Below are 17,163 nucleotides of genomic sequence, written 5' to 3' on the forward strand. Positions count from 1 at the left end.
GGCGCGCCAATCAGTCCGGAATGACTTCAGGTGCCTGCCGTGGCGCGGGCGCGGTCAACGAGGTGATCTTGATCAGCAGACCAAGATGACCGTTGTCGAGGAAGTTCAGTTGGCCATTTTTGGTATGGCTCTGCTGCTTGAGGCGCTCGCTGGAGGTGACCAGGCCATTGGCGTTGATCTGGTTGATCCAGAAATCGGCATCCACGTCGGTGAAACGACCCAGCTTCAGTTCCAGGGTGCCTTCGATGGGGAATTGCCCGAACTGTTCGGCGCCGTCGCTGATGGCAACTTTGTGCTCCTGTTCGCCGAGGGTCTGCTGCCAGGCCTTGTGCATCAATACCGTGTATTGGCCGCTGGCGGTGAGTTTCTCGACGATGTGGCCCATGGCCGGCGTGCGCTGGCTGTCCGCGCCGAGGCGTTGCGCGCCGGCGTCCCAGTCTTCCGGTGCGGCGCGGCTGACAATCGCCGGCTCGGCATTCTGGCGCACCAGGATCATTTCAACCTGATACAGGTCGTCGGCAAACGCCAGGGGGGCGACCAGGGTCAACAACAAGGTCAGTGAGCGAAACAGGCGCATGTGGCGTCCTTCAAGCAGTGGTCGGGGTGAGGTGCTCGAACAGCGCCTCTACGGTATTGAAGCGCTCTTGCGCGGGCTCCATGGGCACCATGAATTTGAACATCGTGGCCCCTTCGAATTTGTAGCGTTTGGGCTGGCCCTGGATCAACTTGATCAGCACCAGTGGATCGACCGGCGTCTGGGCCTCGAACTCGATACGGCCGCCGTTGGGGCCGCCGTCGACTTTCTTGATGCCCAGTTGTTCGGCCATGAGCTTGAGCTGCGTCGTGCGCACCAGGTTCTTGGTCGGTTCCGGCAGCAGGCCGAAGCGGTCGATCATCTCCACTTGCAGGTCCTTGAGGCCTTCCTCGTCGCTGGCCGAGGCGATGCGCTTGTAGAGGATCAGCCGTGCGTGAACGTCCGGCAGGTAGTCTTCCGGGATCAGTGCTGGCACGCGCAGGTTGATTTCCGGCCCACCGCCCAGGGGTTGCTCGAGGTTCGGCTGTTCGCCCTTGCGGATCGACTTGACCGCGCGCTCGAGCATTTCCATGTACAGCGTGAAGCCGACGGCCTGGATCTGGCCGCTCTGGCCGTCGCCAAGCAATTCGCCAGCACCGCGGATTTCCAGGTCGTTGGTGGCCAGCACGAAGCCGGCGCCCAGATCCTGGGTATTGGCGATGGCTTCCAGGCGTTTTTCCGCATCCGGGGTGATCTGCTGGCGCGGTGGTGTCAACAGGTAGGCATAGGCTTGGTGGTGGCTACGACCGACTCGGCCGCGCAACTGGTGCAGCTGGGCCAGGCCGAATTTGTCGGCGCGCTCGATGATGATGGTGTTGGCGCTCGGTACGTCGATGCCGGTCTCGATGATGGTCGAGGCGATCAGCACGTTGAAGCGCTTGTGGTAGAAGTCGCTCATCACCTGTTCGAGTTCACGCTCGCGCATTTGCCCGTGGCCGATGCCGATCCGCGCTTCCGGCACCAGCTCGGCCAGGTCGGCGGCGCATTTCTCGATGGTCTTCACGTCGTTGTGCAGGTAATAGACCTGGCCGCCACGCAGTAACTCACGCAGCAAGGCTTCCTTGACCGTGCTTTTGTTCTGCTCCATGACAAAGGTGCGTACCGACAGGCGACGGGCCGGCGGCGTGGCGATGATCGACAGATCGCGCATGCCCGATACCGCCATGTTCAGCGTGCGCGGAATCGGCGTGGCGGTCAGGGTCAGGATGTCGACTTCGCTGCGCAGGGCCTTGAGCTGTTCTTTCTGGCGTACGCCAAAGCGGTGCTCTTCGTCGATGATCACCAGCCCCAGGTTCTTGATCTTCACGTCGTCCTGCAGCAGCTTGTGCGTGCCGATGACGATGTCGATCTTGCCCTCGGCCAGGTCGGCCACCGCGGCGTTCACTTCCTTGGTGGATTTGAAGCGGCTCATCACTTCCACGGTCACCGGCCAGTCGGCAAAGCGGTCGCGGAAACTGTTGTAGTGCTGTTGGGCGAGCAGGGTAGTCGGTACCAGGATCGCCACCTGCTTGCCACCGTGAACGGCAATGAACGCGGCACGCATCGCCACTTCGGTCTTGCCGAAGCCCACATCGCCACACACCAACCGGTCCATGGGTTTGGGCGCGAGCATGTCGGCGCGCACGGCTTCGATGGTGGTCTGCTGGTCGACGGTTTCTTCGAATGGGAAACCGGCGCTGAAGGTTTCGTAGTCGGCTTTCGGATCGGCGAAGGCATAGCCCTCGCGGGCCGCACGACGGGCGTAGATGTCCAGCAGTTCGGCGGCCACGTCGCGCACCTGTTCGGCGGCCTTGCGCTTGGCTTTCTGCCAGGTTTCCGAGCCCAGGCGATGCAGTGGGGCCAGGGCGTCGTCGCTGCCGGTGTAGCGGGCGATCAGGTGCAGATTCGCCACCGGCACGTAGAGCTTGGCGCCTTCGGCGTATTCCAGGGTCAGGAACTCGGCGGCCTGGCTGTCGATTTCCAGTGTCGCCAAGCCCAGATAGCGGCCCACGCCGTGGTCGATGTGCACCACGGGGGCGCCTTCGCGCAGCTCGGTGAGGTTCTTGATGACGGCGTCGTTGGCGGCGTCGGCGCGCTTCTCGCGACGGCGGCGCTGCATGACGCGCTGGCCGAACAAAGGGCTTTCGGCGACCAGTGCCAGGGCCGGGTCATCCAGGACCAGGCCGTCGTTCAGCGGCGCGATGGTAATCGCCAGGCGATCCTTGCCGGCGACGAAGTCCGGCCAGCTGTCCACCGTCTTCGGTCGCAGTTTCAGGCGCTCAAGCAGCTCCAGCAGCACTTCGCGACGACCCGCGGATTCGGCGGTGAACAACACGCGACCGGGGAATGCATCGAGGAAGCCAGCCAGCGCCGCCAGAGGCTGGGTGGCCTTGGCTTCGATGGCCAGGTCCGGCAACGCCTTGGCCGGGAAACGTTCGCGGCCGACGCCGGTTTCCACGTCCTGCTGGCTCGCCACCACCCGCGGCCAGCTCTTTAGGCGGGCAAAGCAGTCTTCCACCGGCAGGAATAGCTCGGCCGGCGGCAATAAAGGTCGGGAAGGATCGACGCGACGCTCTTCATAGCGGTTGCGCACGTCGTTCCAGAAATTTTCCGCGGCTTGCTCGATGCCGGGCAGGGAAAACACCTGGGTGTCCTGGGGCAGGTAATCGAACAGGGTGGAGGTTTCTTCGAAAAACAGCGGCAGGTAGTACTCGATACCGGCGGGCGTAATCCCGCTGCTCAGGTCCTGGAAGATCGGGCTGCGCCGGAAATCCACATCGAAGCGCTCGCGAAAGCGTGCCTTGAAGCGAGTCACGGCGTCTTTTTGCAGCGGGAACTCCTTGGCCGGCAACAGGCGGATCGACTGCACTTTGTCGATGGACCGCTGGTTTTCCGGGTCGAAGGTGCGCAAAGTCTCGATTTCGTCATCGAACAGGTCAATGCGATAAGGCAGTTTACTGCCCATCGGGAACAGGTCGATCAAGGCGCCGCGTACCGCGAACTCGCCATGCTCGTACACCGTGTCGACACAGCGATAACCGCTGGCCTCAAGGCGGGTGCGCATTTGCTCGACATCCAGCTTCTGGCCGATATCCAGCACCAGGCTGCTGCCAAGCAGGAATTGGGTCGGCGCCAGGCGATGTAGGGCCGTGGTGATGGGCACTACCAAAACGCCATGACTGAGTTCCGGCAGCCGATAAAGGCTGGCGATTCGCTGGGAAATGATGTCCTGGTGCGGTGAAAACAGATCGTAGGGCAGGGTTTCCCAGTCCGGGAAATGCAAGACCGGCAAATCCGGAGCGAAGAAACTCAGCTCCTGTTCCAGCCGCTCGGCGCTTTGGCTGTCGGCGGTCAGCAGTAGGGTGAAACGCTTTGCAGCGCTGGCAGCCTCGGCGATGGCCAGGCTCAGGGCGGCACCGGGCAGGTTGCCCCAGTGCTGTTTACCTGCCGCGGCAGGGAGAAGCGGAAGACGCAGAACGGGCACGGAAGGTTGAGCTCCAGCGTTGCGACAAAGTCGACAAGTGTAGCGGGGGAAGGGGGCTGCTGTCAGTCGCAGACTACCCAGGCAGACAGGAAAACCACGGTGCGACAGGCGCGCATTGCTCCGCCGAGGACTCGGCGGCATAATGTAGCCCCTTTTTTCAGCCCCTACATGTGGAAGGTTACCGTGACTCAGAAGTCCGACCAGTGTCTTGGTGAATGGATTGATCGTGAAGCTCTCGCAGAAGCGATGATCCCTCTCATCGGTCAGCTCTACCGCAATAACAACGTGGTGAGCTCGATCTATGGCCGCAGCCTGATCAACCAGTCTGTCATCGCGATCCTCAAAGCCCACCGCTTTGCTCGCCACCGTTCTTCCGACGACAGCGAACTCTCCGTCCACGAAACATTCCCTCTGCTCAAAGCCATGAGCGAGCTCAAGCTCGGCGCGGCGTCGGTGGACCTGGGCAAGTTGGCGTTCAAGTTCCGCAACGAAGGCAACGGCCGTAGCGCCGAGCAGTTCGTTCGTGAAGAGATGCCTGATGTGGTTGGCCAGCAGAACGCTTCGCCTCGCAAAGGCACTGACGTGGTCCTGTACGGCTTCGGTCGTATTGGCCGCCTGCTGGCGCGCATCCTGATTGAAAAGACCGGTGGCGGCGACGGCCTGCGCCTGCGGGCCATCGTGGTGCGCAAGGGCGCCGAGAACGACCTGACCAAGCGCGCCAGTCTGCTGCGTCGTGATTCGGTCCATGGTTCGTTCAACGGCACCATCATCATCGATGAAGAAAACAACACCATTCTCGCCAACGGCAACCTGATCCAGGTGATCTACGCGAAGAGCCCGACGGAGGTGGACTACACCCAGTACGGCATCAAGGACGCACTGCTGGTGGACAACACCGGCGTATGGCGTGACGCCGAGGGCCTGGGCCAGCACCTGGCCTGCCCGGGCATCGACCGCGTCGTGCTGACTGCGCCTGGCAAGGGCAAGCTGAAGAACATCGTTCACGGCATCAACCACGGGGAAATCACCGCTGACGACAAAATCGTCTCCGCTGCTTCGTGCACCACCAACGCCATCGTGCCGGTGCTCAAGGCGGTGAACGACAAGTTCGGCATCGTCAACGGTCACGTCGAAACGGTTCACTCGTACACCAACGACCAGAACCTGATCGATAACTTCCACAAGGGCGATCGTCGTGGCCGCAGTGCCGCGCTGAACATGGTCCTCACCGAGACCGGTGCTGCCACCGCCGCTGCCAAGGCCCTGCCTGAGCTGGCTGGCAAGCTGACCGGCAACGCGATCCGTGTGCCGACGCCAAACGTGTCGATGGCCATCCTCAACCTGAACCTTGAGAAAGCCGCCACTCGCGAAGAGATGAACGAGTACCTGCGCTACATGGCGCTGCACTCCGATCTGCATAAGCAGATCGACTTCGTCAATTCCCAGGAAGTGGTGTCCACCGACTTCGTTGGCTCGCGTCACGCCGGTGTCGTGGATGCTGAAGCCACCATCAGCCAAGACAATCGCGTTGTTCTGTACGTCTGGTACGACAACGAATTCGGTTACAGCTGCCAGGTGGTTCGCGTGATGGAAGACATGGCCGGTGTAAACCCGCCAGCGTTCCCGCGCTAAGCTTTAGCCGCTTGTGAAAACGCCCCGACTTGTCGGGGCGTTTTTGTATCTGGAGGTTTGTGTTGGCTGGGCCGGCCTCTTCGCGAGCAGGCTCGCTCCCACAGTTGACCGAGTTGTTGCTGATGTATGCGGTCCAATGTGGGAGCGAGCCTGCTCGCGATAGCGATGTGTCAGGCGCCGCCGACGACTGAAGCTTGTGCAGTCCGCAGTGCATGCCGATTGCCCTTGAACAGCACCAAGGTCGCAATCAACCCCAGCACCGCCGCACCACTGAGCCATATCCCGGGTGCAGCCTTGTTGTCGAGCACATGAATCAGGTAGGTACAAGCCGCCGGGGTAAACCCGCCGAACGTCGCTGTTGCCAGGCTGTAGGCCAGGGAGAAACCGGTGGTGCGCACTTCGACCGGCATGATTTCCGTCAAGGCCACGACCATTGCACCGTTGTACGATCCGTACAGAAATGACAACCACAGCTCGACCATCAGCAAATGGCTGAAGCTGGGGTTAACCACCAACCAGGACAGCGCCGGATAGGCCGTCAGGATCGCTAGGACAGTCGCACCGAGCAGTAGGGGTTTACGTCCGATCTTGTCGGAAAACGCCCCCATCACGGGCAGCCAGAAGAAGTTCGACAAGCCGATGCACACCGTGACCAGCAGCGCATCCAGGTCCGACAGATTCAACTCGGCCTTACCGAAGGTCGGTGTGTAGGCGGTGATCAGGTAGAACGACACGGTGGTCATCACCACCAACGCCATGCCGGCCAGGACAATGCTGAAGTTCTGACCGATGGAGCGGACAATTTCCGACAGGCTGGGACGATGTTTTCTCGCTTGGAACTCAGGTGTTTCCTCCAGCGAGCGACGGATCACGAATATGGCCGGCACAATCATGCACCCCACCAGGAACGGTACGCGCCAGCCCCAGTCGCCCATCTCCTGAGGGCTGAGCCAGTGATTGAGGCCAACCCCCAGCAGGCCGGCAAACACCACGGCAGCCTGTTGGCTGGCGGATTGCCAGCTGACAAAGAAGCCCTTTCGCCCCGGCGTGGATATTTCCGCCAGGTAAACCGACACGCCGCCCAGCTCCACACCAGCGGAGAAGCCTTGCAGCAATCGGCCCAGCAGCACCAGCAAGGGGGCCGCCACGCCGAGGAAGGCGTAGCCCGGCACGCAGGCGATCAGTATGGTGCCCATGGCCATCATCGCCAGCGTGATGATCAAGCCTTTGCGGCGACCGTGGCGGTCGATGTAGGCGCCGAGAAAAATCGCCCCGAGGGGACGCATCAGGAACCCGGCACCAAATGTGGCCAAGGACAGCATCAGCGAGGCGAACGCACTGTCGGTGGGGAAGAACGTCTTGGCGATGGCCGTGGCGTAGAAGCCATAGACCATGAAGTCGAACATCTCCAGGAAGTTGCCACTGACAACGCGAAAAATCGCCTTGCCGTTGCTCGTGTGGGAAGACATGTGTAGGTACTCACTGTGGCAAATCTTGTATGAAGGCGCTGCACCCCTGTGGGAGCCTTGCAGGAACCTTTGCTCCCACAGGGCTCCATTGGCTCCCACAGGTTTTTGTGTGCGCTGAAGTTCATAATGGCGGGCGCGGTTTTGAGGGGGGGTGAAGATTTGTTAACTGGACGATGGATTGGGCTTGTGGTGCTGGCCGGCGGGTTGTCGGGGTGCGGCAACGGCGACACCCTGGAGCGCTTCGACGGCCCGACCATGGGCAGCCACTATTCGATTCAATACGTCAGACATTCCGCCGGGCCCGCTGCGAAAACAGTGCAGGTCGAGGTGGAAAACATCCTCGCCGAAGTGGATCGGCAACTCTCGACCTATCGCAGCGACTCGGACATCGAGCGTTTTAACGCGCTGCCGGCCAATAGCTGTCAGCTCATGCCTGGCCCGGTCCTGGCGTTGGTCCAAGTGGGCGAGCAGTTGTCGGTTCAAAGTGACGGCTCCTTCGACCTGACCGTGGAGCCGCTGCTCAACCTGTGGGGTTTCGGCCCCCAGTCCCGGGAAGAGAAAGTGCCGACTGCAGACGCTTTGGCCCTGATGCGCCAGCACGTCGGTCATGCTCATTTGCGCATCGACGGCGACCGGCTGTGCAAGGACGCCGCAGTGGAGGTCGACTTCAACAGTATCGCCGCAGGCTATGCCGTCGATCGTATCGCCGCCAGGCTCCAGGCTCTGGGTATTGACAGTTACCTGGCCGAAGCTACCGGTGAGCTCAAGGCCGCGGGACGCAAGCCCGATGGTTCGGCTTGGCGTATCGCCCTGGAAGAGCCCCGGGACGACCGGCAAGTGGCCGAGCGTGTCATCGAGGTCAACGGCTACGGGGTTTCTACTTCGGGCGACTACCGTAAATATTTCGAACAGGGCGGCAGACGTTATTCCCACACGTTTGATGCCCGCACCGGTACGCCGGTCCTACACAACCTGGCGTCAGTCACGGTGATTCATCCTTCGGCGTTGATGGCCGATGGACTATCGACGCTGTTGCTGATTCTCGGTCCTGAACGGGGTTGGGACTATGCCGAGAAACATGGCATCGGGGTATTTTTCGTGCTGCGCGATGGCGATCGTTTTTTGACTCGTACCAATGATGAGTTTGAACGGATCAGTCGCGGAAAAAACCAATGATGACAGCGCTGTGAAAGCCTACCTGTGGCGAAATAGCACAGACAGAGGGGGCGCTCTCAATTAGTTTCCCCACCGCGCCGGGTCTGCTGTTGTGCAGGGCAAGGCGCGAGAAGCGCGGTTTGCTCATTCCAAATAAGCTTCGAGCAACACAGCCCTGCACAACAGCAGGCCCGGCCCTGCGGGTTGCGCCTTAACACGGGCGATGCTGCGTTGCAGGCCTTGGAAAGGGAGCCCATTCCCAGCGGCCTGCGCCTTGCCTGGCCCGCTTTAAGGCACAACGCGGTGGGGAAACTAATTGAGAACGCCCCCTAGCCTACGACGCGACCAAGGGGTAATGTGCGCGGCGTTGACGCTTGTATAGACTGTGGCCGGGCTCGTGAACCGGCCCCAAATTGTTCCTTCATGCCGCAGGCCGGCATGATTTAGCCGTCGGTGCCAAGTGTGGTGCCGCGGCCTGTTCTGAGGAGTACGCATGGCTGTCTACAACTACGACGTGGTGGTACTGGGTTCCGGCCCGGCGGGGGAGGGCGCGGCAATGAACGCGGCCAAGGCAGGGCGCAAGGTGGCGATGGTCGACAGCCGTCGGCAGGTCGGCGGCAACTGCACCCACTTGGGTACCATCCCGTCCAAGGCCTTGCGTCACTCGGTCCGGCAGATCATGCAGTTCAACACCAACCCGATGTTCCGGGCCATCGGCGAGCCGCGCTGGTTCTCCTTTCCGGACGTGCTCAAGAGCGCCGAGAAGGTGATTTCCAAGCAGGTGGCCTCGCGCACCGGCTACTACGCCCGCAATCGCGTTGATGTGTTCTTCGGCACCGGCAGCTTTGCCGACGAACAGACGATCGAAGTGGTTTGCGGCAATGGCGTGGTCGAGAAGTTGGTGGCCAAGCACATCATCATCGCCACCGGGTCACGCCCGTATCGCCCGGCCGACATCGATTTCCACCACGCACGTATCTACGATAGCGACACCATCCTGAGCCTGGGTCACACCCCGCGTAAGCTCATCGTCTACGGCGCTGGCGTGATCGGTTGCGAATACGCCTCGATCTTCAGCGGCCTGGGTGTACTGGTGGAGCTGGTGGACAACCGCGGCCAGTTGCTGAGCTTCCTGGACTCGGAAATCTCCCAGGCCCTGAGCTATCACTTCAGCAACAACAACATCACCGTGCGCCACAACGAAGATTACGACCGCGTCGAAGGCGTCGACAATGGGGTGATCCTGCATCTTAAGTCCGGCAAGAAGATCAAGGCCGACGCCTTGCTCTGGTGCAACGGCCGTACCGGCAACACCGACGCCCTGGGCCTGGAAAACATCGGCGTGAAGGTCAACGGCCGTGGCCAGATCGAAGTCGACGAGAACTACCGGACCTGCGTGCCGAACATCTACGGTGCCGGTGACGTGATCGGCTGGCCGAGCCTGGCCAGTGCCGCCCACGACCAGGGCCGCTCGGCCGCTGGCAGCATTGTCGATAACGGCAGTTGGCGCTTCGTCAACGACGTGCCGACCGGCATCTACACCATTCCGGAGATCAGCTCGATCGGCAAGAACGAGCAGGAGCTGACCCAGGCCAAGGTGCCGTATGAAGTGGGCAAGGCCTTCTTCAAGGGCATGGCGCGGGCGCAGATCGCCGGCGAGCCGCAAGGCATGCTGAAGATCTTGTTCCATCGCGAGACCCTGGAAGTACTGGGCGTGCACTGCTTCGGCTACCAGGCGTCAGAGATTGTGCACATCGGCCAGGCGATCATGAACCAGCCGGGCGAACTGAACACGTTGAAGTACTTCGTCAACACTACGTTCAACTACCCGACCATGGCCGAAGCCTATCGGGTAGCGGCCTATGACGGGCTCAACCGGCTTTTTTGAGCGGCTCCGGCCGGTGGCCTGAGCCGGCCGGGGAGACCGATTTCAGCCATTCTCGAGCGTGGCAGTGGCCAAACCGGGAAAGTCTGTAATCAGGCTGTCAGCGCCAAAGTCGGCGAGTCTGCGCATCAGCGCGGGCTCGTTGACGGTCCACACCGATACATGCAGCCCCTGGCGCTGCGCCTTGATCAGGCGTTCCGGCGTGCACAGGGTCCAGTTCAGCGCCAGAATCTCGCAGCCGTAACTCTGGGCGACCTTCAACGGGTCGAGCCAAGCGTATTCGGCCACCAGTCCACGGGAGATGTCCGGGGTCAGGTCCAGGGCTGCCTTGAGCACTTCCCGGGAACTGGACGTAATGGTGATTTTGTCCAGCAGCCCGAAACGCTGGGCCATTTCGCGGATGCCCAGCACCGTGGCGGCGGCGCGGGTGCGCGAGGCGCTCTTGACCTCCAGTTGCCAGTGCTCGAAATCACACTTCTCGAACAGCTCCTCCAGGCGTGGGATCGGGCACGGCTTGATCCAGCCCGGGCCACCCTTGCGCGCATCGTAGGTCACCAGCTCGGCGGCGGCATGTTCCACCACCTTGCCACGGCGATCGGTGGTGCGCTTGAGGGTCGGGTCGTGGATCACCATCAACTCGCCGTCCATCGAAAGATGCAGGTCCAGCTCGCAACGGCGTACGCCGTGCTTGAGGCACTCCTGAAAACCGCTCAGGGTGTTTTCCGGCGCTTCACCCTTGGCGCCGCGGTGGCCATAAATGAGGGTCACGGTTCTTCCTTATTGATACCAGATTCGTTCAGTTCCCGGGCCAGGCGCCGTTCTTGTGCCTGCTTCTGCAGGATGTAGCGGGCCAGCAGTTGGCGCTGGGCGTCGGTCGGGCGTTCGAACTCGGTGCCCACGTCGTAGCCGTCGCCCTTGGGGTCGCAGTGGGTGACCCGCGCCCGCAGCAACAGGCCGAGGGCTTGTGGCATCAGCACCAGCTTGATCGACAGGTGGGTGCTGATCGCGATCGGCGTGGTGTGTTGGAAGTCGATGCCGCCTTCGGAAATGATCACCGGCTGCGGCTCGCCGATTTCGCTGAGCACCGTCAGGGCAATGACCTGGCTGAGCAGGTCGATGCGCTTGTTCATTGCCTTGAGGTACGCCGCGATGCTGCGTTCGCGCTCACTGATCTGGCGCAGCAGGTGCTGTGACTCGAATTCGCTCAGGTGCAATTCACTGAGCAGATTGAACAGTGGAGAAGCATCCTGCAACACTTCCTGGTCAGCAGCTTCAGGAATGGACAGGGGCCGAATTTCCAGTGCGATCGTGTCCTCGATACGGTAGTATTCGCGGCGATCTTCTTCATCTAATGTCGACATGGCGAACCCATGGTAGCGGCGGTGGTCTGAGTGTAAAGCTGGTTTGTGACCCCCGCCACAAGGACGTTCCTTTTCCCTCCGAACAAGCCCCGACATGTTCAGACCTCTCTTCGTATTTATCGGCACGCGTTATACCCGTGCAAAGCGTCGCAATCATTTCGTATCGTTCATTTCCCTGACGTCCATCATCGGGCTGGCCCTTGGCGTGGTCGTGATGATCGTCGTGCTCTCGGTGATGAACGGCTTCGACCATGAGATGCGCACCCGAGTGCTGGGTATGGTGCCCCACGCGACCCTCGAATCCGGTGAAGCCATCAGCGATTGGCCGAGCCTGGCCGCCAAGGTCAAGCAGAACCCGCAGGTGTTGGCCGTTGCGCCGTTCACCCAGATGCAGGGGCTGCTGACCAACGACGGCAAGGTGTCCAAGGTGTTGCTCAATGGCATCGACCCCGGGCTCGAGCGGCAGGTATCGATCATCGATAACTTCATGCAGCAGGGCAAACTCGACGATTTGGCGCCAGGCAGCTTCGGCATCGTCATCGGCGACAAGGCTGCGGCCAAGCTTGGCGTTGCCATTGGCGACAAGCTGACGTTCGTCGCCCCGGAGGTCACCGTGACCCCGGGCGGCATGTTCCCGCGCATGAAACGCTTTACCGTGGTCGGCATTTTCCATGTCGGCGCCGGCGAGCTGGACGGTTACCTGGGCGTCACCAACCTCCAGGACCTGGCGCGCCTGCATCGCTGGAAGCCGGATCAGGTCCAGGGCCTGCGGTTGAAGTTCGACGATCTGTTCCAGGCCCCGCGTGTGGCCTGGACCATCGCCCAGCAACTCGGCGAAGACCGTTACTACGCCCGGGATTGGACCCGCACCCACGGCAACCTGTACCAGGCGATCCGTATGGAAAAAGCCATGATCGGCCTACTGTTGTTGCTGATCGTTGCCGTGGCGGCGTTCAACATCATCTCTACGCTGGTGATGGTGGTGAACGACAAGAAGGGCGACATCGCGATCCTGCGTACTCTCGGCGCCACGCCGGGGCAGATCATGCGGATCTTCATGGTCCAGGGCACGGTGATCGGCGTGATCGGTACGTTCGTCGGCGCCCTGGTCGGGATGTTCGCCGCGCTGAATGTCAGCGCCGCGATTGCCGCCCTCGAAGGCCTGATCGGGCACAAATTTCTCAACGCCGACGTGTACTTCATCGACTACCTGCCATCGCAATTGCAGGCCGATGACGTGTTGATGGTCTGCGGCGCCGCGTTGGTCCTGAGTTTCCTCGCCACCCTGTATCCTGCCTGGCGTGCCGCGCGCACCCAGCCTGCGGAGGCGTTACGTTATGAGTGAGTCGGGCATGAGTGAAAAAGCAATCTTGAGCTGTCGCAACCTGGGCAAATCCTACGAGGAAGGCCCTGAGTCGGTGGTGGTGTTGTCGGGGCTGCAACTGGAGTTGCATCCTGGCGAGCGCGTGGCGATTGTCGGCACCTCTGGGTCGGGTAAAAGTACCTTGCTCAACCTGCTGGGCGGCCTGGATACACCGACCTGCGGCGGTGTCTGGTTGGCGGGCGAAGAACTTTCGGCGCTGAATGAGAAGGCCCGTGGCCTGCTGCGCAACCGTTCCCTGGGTTTCGTCTACCAGTTCCACCATTTGCTGCCCGAGTTCACCGCGCTGGAAAACGTCTGCATGCCGCTGTTGATCGGGCGCACCGCGATTCCTGAAGCCCGCCAGCGCGCCACGGCGTTGCTCGAGCGGGTAGGGCTGGGACATCGCCTGGAGCACAAACCGGCCGAATTGTCCGGTGGTGAGCGCCAGCGCGTGGCGATTGCCCGGGCCCTGGTCAACAAGCCAGGCCTGGTGATGCTCGACGAGCCGACCGGCAACCTCGACTCCCACACCGCCCAAGGCATCCAGGATTTGATGTTGGAACTCAGCACCTCGATGCGCACTGCGTTCCTGGTGGTGACCCACGACATGAACCTGGCCCGGCAGATGGACCGCGTCCTGCACTTGCAGGAAGGTTGCCTGACGCCCATCTGACCGACCAAAACCCGGGGCTTGCTGCAAGCGTCGGGTCTTTTATTTTCATACGGTGCCCCGCGAATGTTCAGACCGTTATCGATCTTTATCGGCACGCGCTATACCCGCGCCAAGCGCCGCAATCGCTTTGTTTCGTTCATTTCCATGACCTCGATGATTGGCCTTGCCCTGGGCGTGTTGGCAATGATCGTGGTGTTGTCGGTGATGAACGGCTTCCAGCGCGAAATGAGCTCGCGCATCCTCGGCATGGTGCCCCACGCCACTATCGTCGGCGTCAATCCGATCGACGATTGGCAGCCGGTGGCCGCCGCGGCGTTGAAAAACCCTGAAGTGACCGCCGCCGTGCCGTTTACCGAAATGGAAGGGATGCTGAGCCATAGGGGCTCGATGCAGCCGATCCAGATCAGTGGCGTGGATCCGGCCCAGGAAGGCAAGGTGTCCATCGTCGCCCAGCATATCGTCCAAGGGCGTCTGGATGCCTTGAAGCCGGGCGAGTTTGGCGTGGTGATCGGTGAAATCACCGCCCGGCGTTTTCGTCTGAACGTCGGCGACAAAATCACCCTGATCGTGCCGGAAGTCAGCAGTGCCCCCGGCGGCATCACCCCGCGGATGCAGCGGCTGAATGTGGTAGGTGTGTTCAAGGTGGGCGCCGAACTGGATGGCTCCATGGCGTTGATCCACCTGGCCGACGCCGCCCAGATGCAGCAGTGGCAGCCGAATCAGGTGCAAAGCGTGCGCCTGGCGGTGAAAGATTTGTACGCGGCGCCGAAGGTCTCCGGTGACATCGCCACCCGCCTTGGCGCGGCCTACAAGGCCGATGACTGGACCCACACCCAGGGCAGCCTGTTCAGTGCCATGAAAATGGAGAAAACCATGATCGGCTTGCTGTTGCTGATGATCGTCGCGGTGGCGGCGTTCAACATCATCGCCACCCTGATCATGGTGGTGAACGACAAAGGCGCGGATATCGCGATTCTGCGCACCATCGGCGCCACGCCGCGGCAGATCATGGCGATCTTCATGGTCCAGGGCACCGTGATCGGCGTTGTCGGCACGCTGATTGGCGGCGTGCTGGGGGTGATCGCGGCGCTGAACGTCAGTGCGCTGGTGGGCTGGCTGGAACGGGTCAGCGGCCAGCATATTTTCAGTTCCGACGTGTACTTCGTCAGCAACCTGCCGTCGGAGCTGCAGCGCGGTGATGTACTGCTGATCTGCTCGGCCGGGTTCATCCTGAGCTTCCTCGCCACCGTGTACCCGGCGTGGCGTGCGGCGAAGATCGAGCCGGCGCAGGCGTTGCGGTATTCCTGAGGTTGTCGCAGATTCTGAATCCCTGTGACGGGGGAGCTTGCTCCCGCTGGGCTCTGTAGGAGCTGGCGAAGCCTGCGATCTTTTGATCTTTCGCTTGAGACTCAAATGTCTGGGGAAAGATCGCAGCCTCGTTGCACTCGTCAGCTCCTACAGGCCTCCCCCCACCGGGGGGGCGTGTCGGGCTTAATCTCCCTTCGGCAATTCGATCAGGAACCGCGTCCAGCCATCGGCCGATTCACAACGGATCTGCCCGCCATGAGCGCGGATGATCGAGCGGGTGATGGCCAGTCCGAGCCCGGCATGTTCGCTGCTGCCCTCCTGGCGCGCCGGGTCGGCGCGATAAAAGCGGTCGAACAGGCGCGGCAGCAAGTCCGCGGCAATCCCCTCGCCACTGTTTTCCACACTTACGTTCACCCCTCGAGCCTCATCGACAATGCGCACCCGCACTTCGCCGTCAACGGGGGTGAAGCGCAGGGCGTTGTCCAGCAGGTTGGAGAGCGCCCGGCGCAACATGTTGCGGTCACCCTCGATGCGGCCATCGCCCTCGCGGCTCAAGCGGACATCGGTGTCTTCGGCCAGGGGCGCGAAGAAGTCCAGCAGCACGTCCACTTCCTCGGCCAATTGCAGCGGTTCGCGATTGAGCGCTAGCAGGCCGTGGTCGGCCTTGGCCAGGTACAGCATGTCGTTGACCAGTTGCGCCATCCATTGCAGTTCTTCGAGATTGCTGTGCAACGCCTCGCGGTAATCCTCCAGGGGGCGTTCGCGGGTGAGGGTGACCTGGGTGTGGGTCAGCAGGTTCGACAGCGGTGTGCGCAATTCATGGGCGATGTCGGCAGAAAACCCTGAGAGCCGCTGAAACGCGTCGTCGAGGCGTCCGAGCATGGCGTTTATGCTGTGGGCCAGTTCCGCTAATTCGGCGGGCATTTGCTCTTCGGGCAGTCGGGCGTTGAGGGAGCGGGCCGAGACGCTGCCGGCAATGGCGCCCATGCGCCGCAACGGGCGCAAGGCACGTTGGGCGGCCCAGGCACCCAGCAGGGCGGTGGCCAGGGCCGAGAGGCCGACGGTCAGCCAGATCAGGCGCTGCATGCGTTGCAGGAAGTGCTGGTGATGGGTGATGTCCAGCAACAGGGTCAGTTGCGGCGAATTGGCACGGTCGGGATACAGCGGGGCATTCAACACCCGGTAATCGGTGTCGACATCGTTGAGAGTCGACAGGCCGGGACGCTCTGGCAATTGAGCTGGAATCCGGATCGAGCTGTCGTACCAGCGTGCACCATCGCTGCCCTTGATGCGCAGCGCCAGGTCGGCCTGACGGCTCAGTTCATCTTCCAGGCGCGCCTGGGTCTGCTCAGCGTCGAGGTCTTGCAGGGCCCGGCGCAGGCCGATCAGCTTGCCTTCGAGCAGTTGTTGGTCCAGCTCGATGAAGTGCGCCTCGCTGCCACGGCTGAACAAGACCCCAGCGAACAATGACACCACTGCAGTGCAGGCGGCGAACAGCAGCGCCAGACGACTGCTCAGCGACCACTGGCCCCTCATAGGCTGCGCTCTTCCAGCACATAGCCCATGCCACGCACGGTATGGATCAGTTTGCCGGGGAAGTCGTCGTCAATCTTGATGCGCAGGCGTCGTATCGCGACTTCGATGACGTTGGTGTCGCTGTCGAAATTCATGTCCCATACCTGGGACGCGATCAGCGATTTGGGCAGTACTTCGCCCTGGCGGCGCAGGAGCATTTCCAGCAAGGCGAATTCCTTGGCGGTGAGGTCGATGCGCCGACCGCTGCGTTCGACGCGACGGCGGATCAGGTCCAGGCGCAAGTCGGCCAGTTGCAGACTGGTTTCCTGTTGCGTCGAGCTTCCTCGCCGCAACAGGCTGCGCACCCGAGCCAGCAACTCGGAAAAGGCAAAGGGCTTGACCAGATAATCATCGGCGCCCAGTTCCAGGCCATGCACCCGATCCTGTATCGCATCCCGCGCGGTGAGGAACAGCACCGGTGTATCCAGCCCCGCCCCGCGGACCGCTTGCAAGATCTGCCAGCCATCGCGGCCGGGCAACATCACGTCGAGGATCAGCAAGGCGTATTCACCGCTCAAGGCCAGTTGCTGGCCAGTGATGCCATCGGCCACCAGGTCGGCGTTGAACCCGGCTTCACCCAGGCCTTGGCGCAGGTATTGGCCGGTTTTGGTTTGGTCTTCGACGATCAGCAGTTTCATGGGCAGCTCAAAGCAGGGTTGGGACGAGGGCGTTATACCGTGGCAGGCGGGTTCGTGGCGAAACCTG

Annotated in this window: 13 protein-coding genes; 6 read left to right on the plus strand and 7 right to left on the minus strand. The window is 61.8% G+C overall.

What is annotated here, in order from left to right:
• Positions 1–10: 10 nt before the first annotated feature.
• Positions 11–577: a CsiV family protein gene (locus AACY42_RS04350; protein ID WP_339476867.1), complete on the minus strand. Its 567-nt coding sequence runs from the start codon at positions 575–577 to the stop codon at positions 11–13.
• Between the two features lie 10 nt (positions 578–587).
• On the minus strand, positions 588–4,037 hold the full coding sequence (gene mfd, locus AACY42_RS04355; protein ID WP_339476870.1) for a transcription-repair coupling factor: 3,450 nt from the start codon (positions 4,035–4,037) through the stop codon (positions 588–590).
• A gap of 168 nt (positions 4,038–4,205) precedes the next feature.
• Between mfd and AACY42_RS04360 the strand changes: the two genes are divergently transcribed.
• Complete coding sequence (locus AACY42_RS04360; protein WP_339476872.1) at positions 4,206–5,669, plus strand: glyceraldehyde-3-phosphate dehydrogenase; 1,464 nt, start codon at positions 4,206–4,208, stop codon at positions 5,667–5,669.
• A gap of 170 nt (positions 5,670–5,839) precedes the next feature.
• Here the strand turns inward: AACY42_RS04360 and AACY42_RS04365 are convergent, their stop codons facing one another.
• Positions 5,840–7,138 carry an MFS transporter gene (locus AACY42_RS04365; RefSeq protein WP_339476874.1) on the minus strand — a complete coding sequence of 433 codons (1,299 nt, stop codon included), beginning with the start codon at positions 7,136–7,138 and terminating at the stop codon, positions 5,840–5,842.
• A gap of 186 nt (positions 7,139–7,324) precedes the next feature.
• Between AACY42_RS04365 and AACY42_RS04370 the strand changes: the two genes are divergently transcribed.
• Both AACY42_RS04370 and sthA read left to right on the plus strand, forming a co-directional pair.
• Positions 7,325–8,314: an FAD:protein FMN transferase gene (locus AACY42_RS04370; protein ID WP_339476877.1), complete on the plus strand. Its 990-nt coding sequence runs from the start codon at positions 7,325–7,327 to the stop codon at positions 8,312–8,314.
• A gap of 472 nt (positions 8,315–8,786) precedes the next feature.
• Positions 8,787–10,181, plus strand: coding sequence for a Si-specific NAD(P)(+) transhydrogenase (sthA, locus tag AACY42_RS04375; protein WP_339476880.1), 1,395 nt, complete (start codon positions 8,787–8,789; stop codon positions 10,179–10,181).
• A gap of 42 nt (positions 10,182–10,223) precedes the next feature.
• Here the strand turns inward: sthA and AACY42_RS04380 are convergent, their stop codons facing one another.
• Together AACY42_RS04380 and AACY42_RS04385 are read right to left on the minus strand one after the other, a co-directional pair.
• Positions 10,224–10,946 carry a glycerophosphodiester phosphodiesterase gene (locus tag AACY42_RS04380; RefSeq protein WP_339476881.1) on the minus strand — a complete coding sequence of 241 codons (723 nt, stop codon included), beginning with the start codon at positions 10,944–10,946 and terminating at the stop codon, positions 10,224–10,226.
• Positions 10,943–11,539 (minus strand): PilZ domain-containing protein, encoded by a 597-nt coding sequence (locus AACY42_RS04385; RefSeq protein WP_339476883.1) that lies wholly within the window; start codon positions 11,537–11,539, stop codon positions 10,943–10,945. The genes AACY42_RS04380 and AACY42_RS04385 overlap by 4 nt, the downstream gene beginning before the upstream one ends.
• A gap of 94 nt (positions 11,540–11,633) precedes the next feature.
• Here AACY42_RS04385 and AACY42_RS04390 point away from each other — a divergent pair, with 94 nt between their 5' ends.
• From AACY42_RS04390 to AACY42_RS04400, 3 genes are all read left to right on the plus strand, one after another.
• Positions 11,634–12,884, plus strand: a complete 1,251-nt coding sequence (locus tag AACY42_RS04390) for a lipoprotein-releasing ABC transporter permease subunit (RefSeq protein WP_003199675.1) — start codon at positions 11,634–11,636, stop codon at positions 12,882–12,884.
• Between the two features lie 7 nt (positions 12,885–12,891).
• A complete protein-coding gene (gene lolD / locus AACY42_RS04395; protein ID WP_339476886.1) occupies positions 12,892–13,575 on the plus strand; it encodes a lipoprotein-releasing ABC transporter ATP-binding protein LolD in 684 nt (227 codons plus the stop codon).
• Between the two features lie 63 nt (positions 13,576–13,638).
• Positions 13,639–14,883: a lipoprotein-releasing ABC transporter permease subunit gene (locus AACY42_RS04400; protein ID WP_339476889.1), complete on the plus strand. Its 1,245-nt coding sequence runs from the start codon at positions 13,639–13,641 to the stop codon at positions 14,881–14,883.
• A 183-nt stretch (positions 14,884–15,066) separates the two neighbouring features.
• Here AACY42_RS04400 and AACY42_RS04405 read toward each other — a convergent pair whose 3' ends face one another.
• Positions 15,067–16,419 carry a heavy metal sensor histidine kinase gene (locus AACY42_RS04405; RefSeq protein WP_339476892.1) on the minus strand — a complete coding sequence of 451 codons (1,353 nt, stop codon included), beginning with the start codon at positions 16,417–16,419 and terminating at the stop codon, positions 15,067–15,069.
• The gene (locus tag AACY42_RS04410; RefSeq protein WP_339476895.1) at positions 16,416–17,096 is read right to left on the minus strand and encodes a heavy metal response regulator transcription factor; all 681 of its coding nucleotides are present in this window, start codon (positions 17,094–17,096) and stop codon (positions 16,416–16,418) included. The genes AACY42_RS04405 and AACY42_RS04410 overlap by 4 nt, the downstream gene beginning before the upstream one ends.
• Positions 17,097–17,163: the final 67 nt, after the last annotated feature.

The sequence above is a fragment of the Pseudomonas sp. RL_5y_Pfl2_73 genome (assembly GCF_963970515.1).
Lineage (GTDB): Bacteria > Pseudomonadota > Gammaproteobacteria > Pseudomonadales > Pseudomonadaceae > Aquipseudomonas.

What these genes read in the sequence shown, in the direction of transcription:
- AACY42_RS04405 (WP_339476892.1), bottom strand. Translation starts at nt 16,419, where the DNA reads ATGAGGGGCCAGTGGTCGCTGAGCAGTCGTCTGGCGCTGCTGTTCGCC.
- AACY42_RS04410 (WP_339476895.1), bottom strand. Translation starts at nt 17,096, where the DNA reads ATGAAACTGCTGATCGTCGAAGACCAAACCAAAACCGGCCAATACCTG.
- AACY42_RS04400 (WP_339476889.1), top strand. Translation starts at nt 13,639, where the DNA reads ATGTTCAGACCGTTATCGATCTTTATCGGCACGCGCTATACCCGCGCC.
- AACY42_RS04350 (WP_339476867.1), bottom strand. Translation starts at nt 577, where the DNA reads ATGCGCCTGTTTCGCTCACTGACCTTGTTGTTGACCCTGGTCGCCCCC.
- AACY42_RS04390 (WP_003199675.1), top strand. Translation starts at nt 11,634, where the DNA reads ATGTTCAGACCTCTCTTCGTATTTATCGGCACGCGTTATACCCGTGCA.
- AACY42_RS04365 (WP_339476874.1), bottom strand. Translation starts at nt 7,138, where the DNA reads ATGTCTTCCCACACGAGCAACGGCAAGGCGATTTTTCGCGTTGTCAGT.
- AACY42_RS04385 (WP_339476883.1), bottom strand. Translation starts at nt 11,539, where the DNA reads ATGTCGACATTAGATGAAGAAGATCGCCGCGAATACTACCGTATCGAG.
- sthA (WP_339476880.1), top strand. Translation starts at nt 8,787, where the DNA reads ATGGCTGTCTACAACTACGACGTGGTGGTACTGGGTTCCGGCCCGGCG.
- AACY42_RS04360 (WP_339476872.1), top strand. Translation starts at nt 4,206, where the DNA reads ATGTGGAAGGTTACCGTGACTCAGAAGTCCGACCAGTGTCTTGGTGAA.
- lolD (WP_339476886.1), top strand. Translation starts at nt 12,892, where the DNA reads ATGAGTGAAAAAGCAATCTTGAGCTGTCGCAACCTGGGCAAATCCTAC.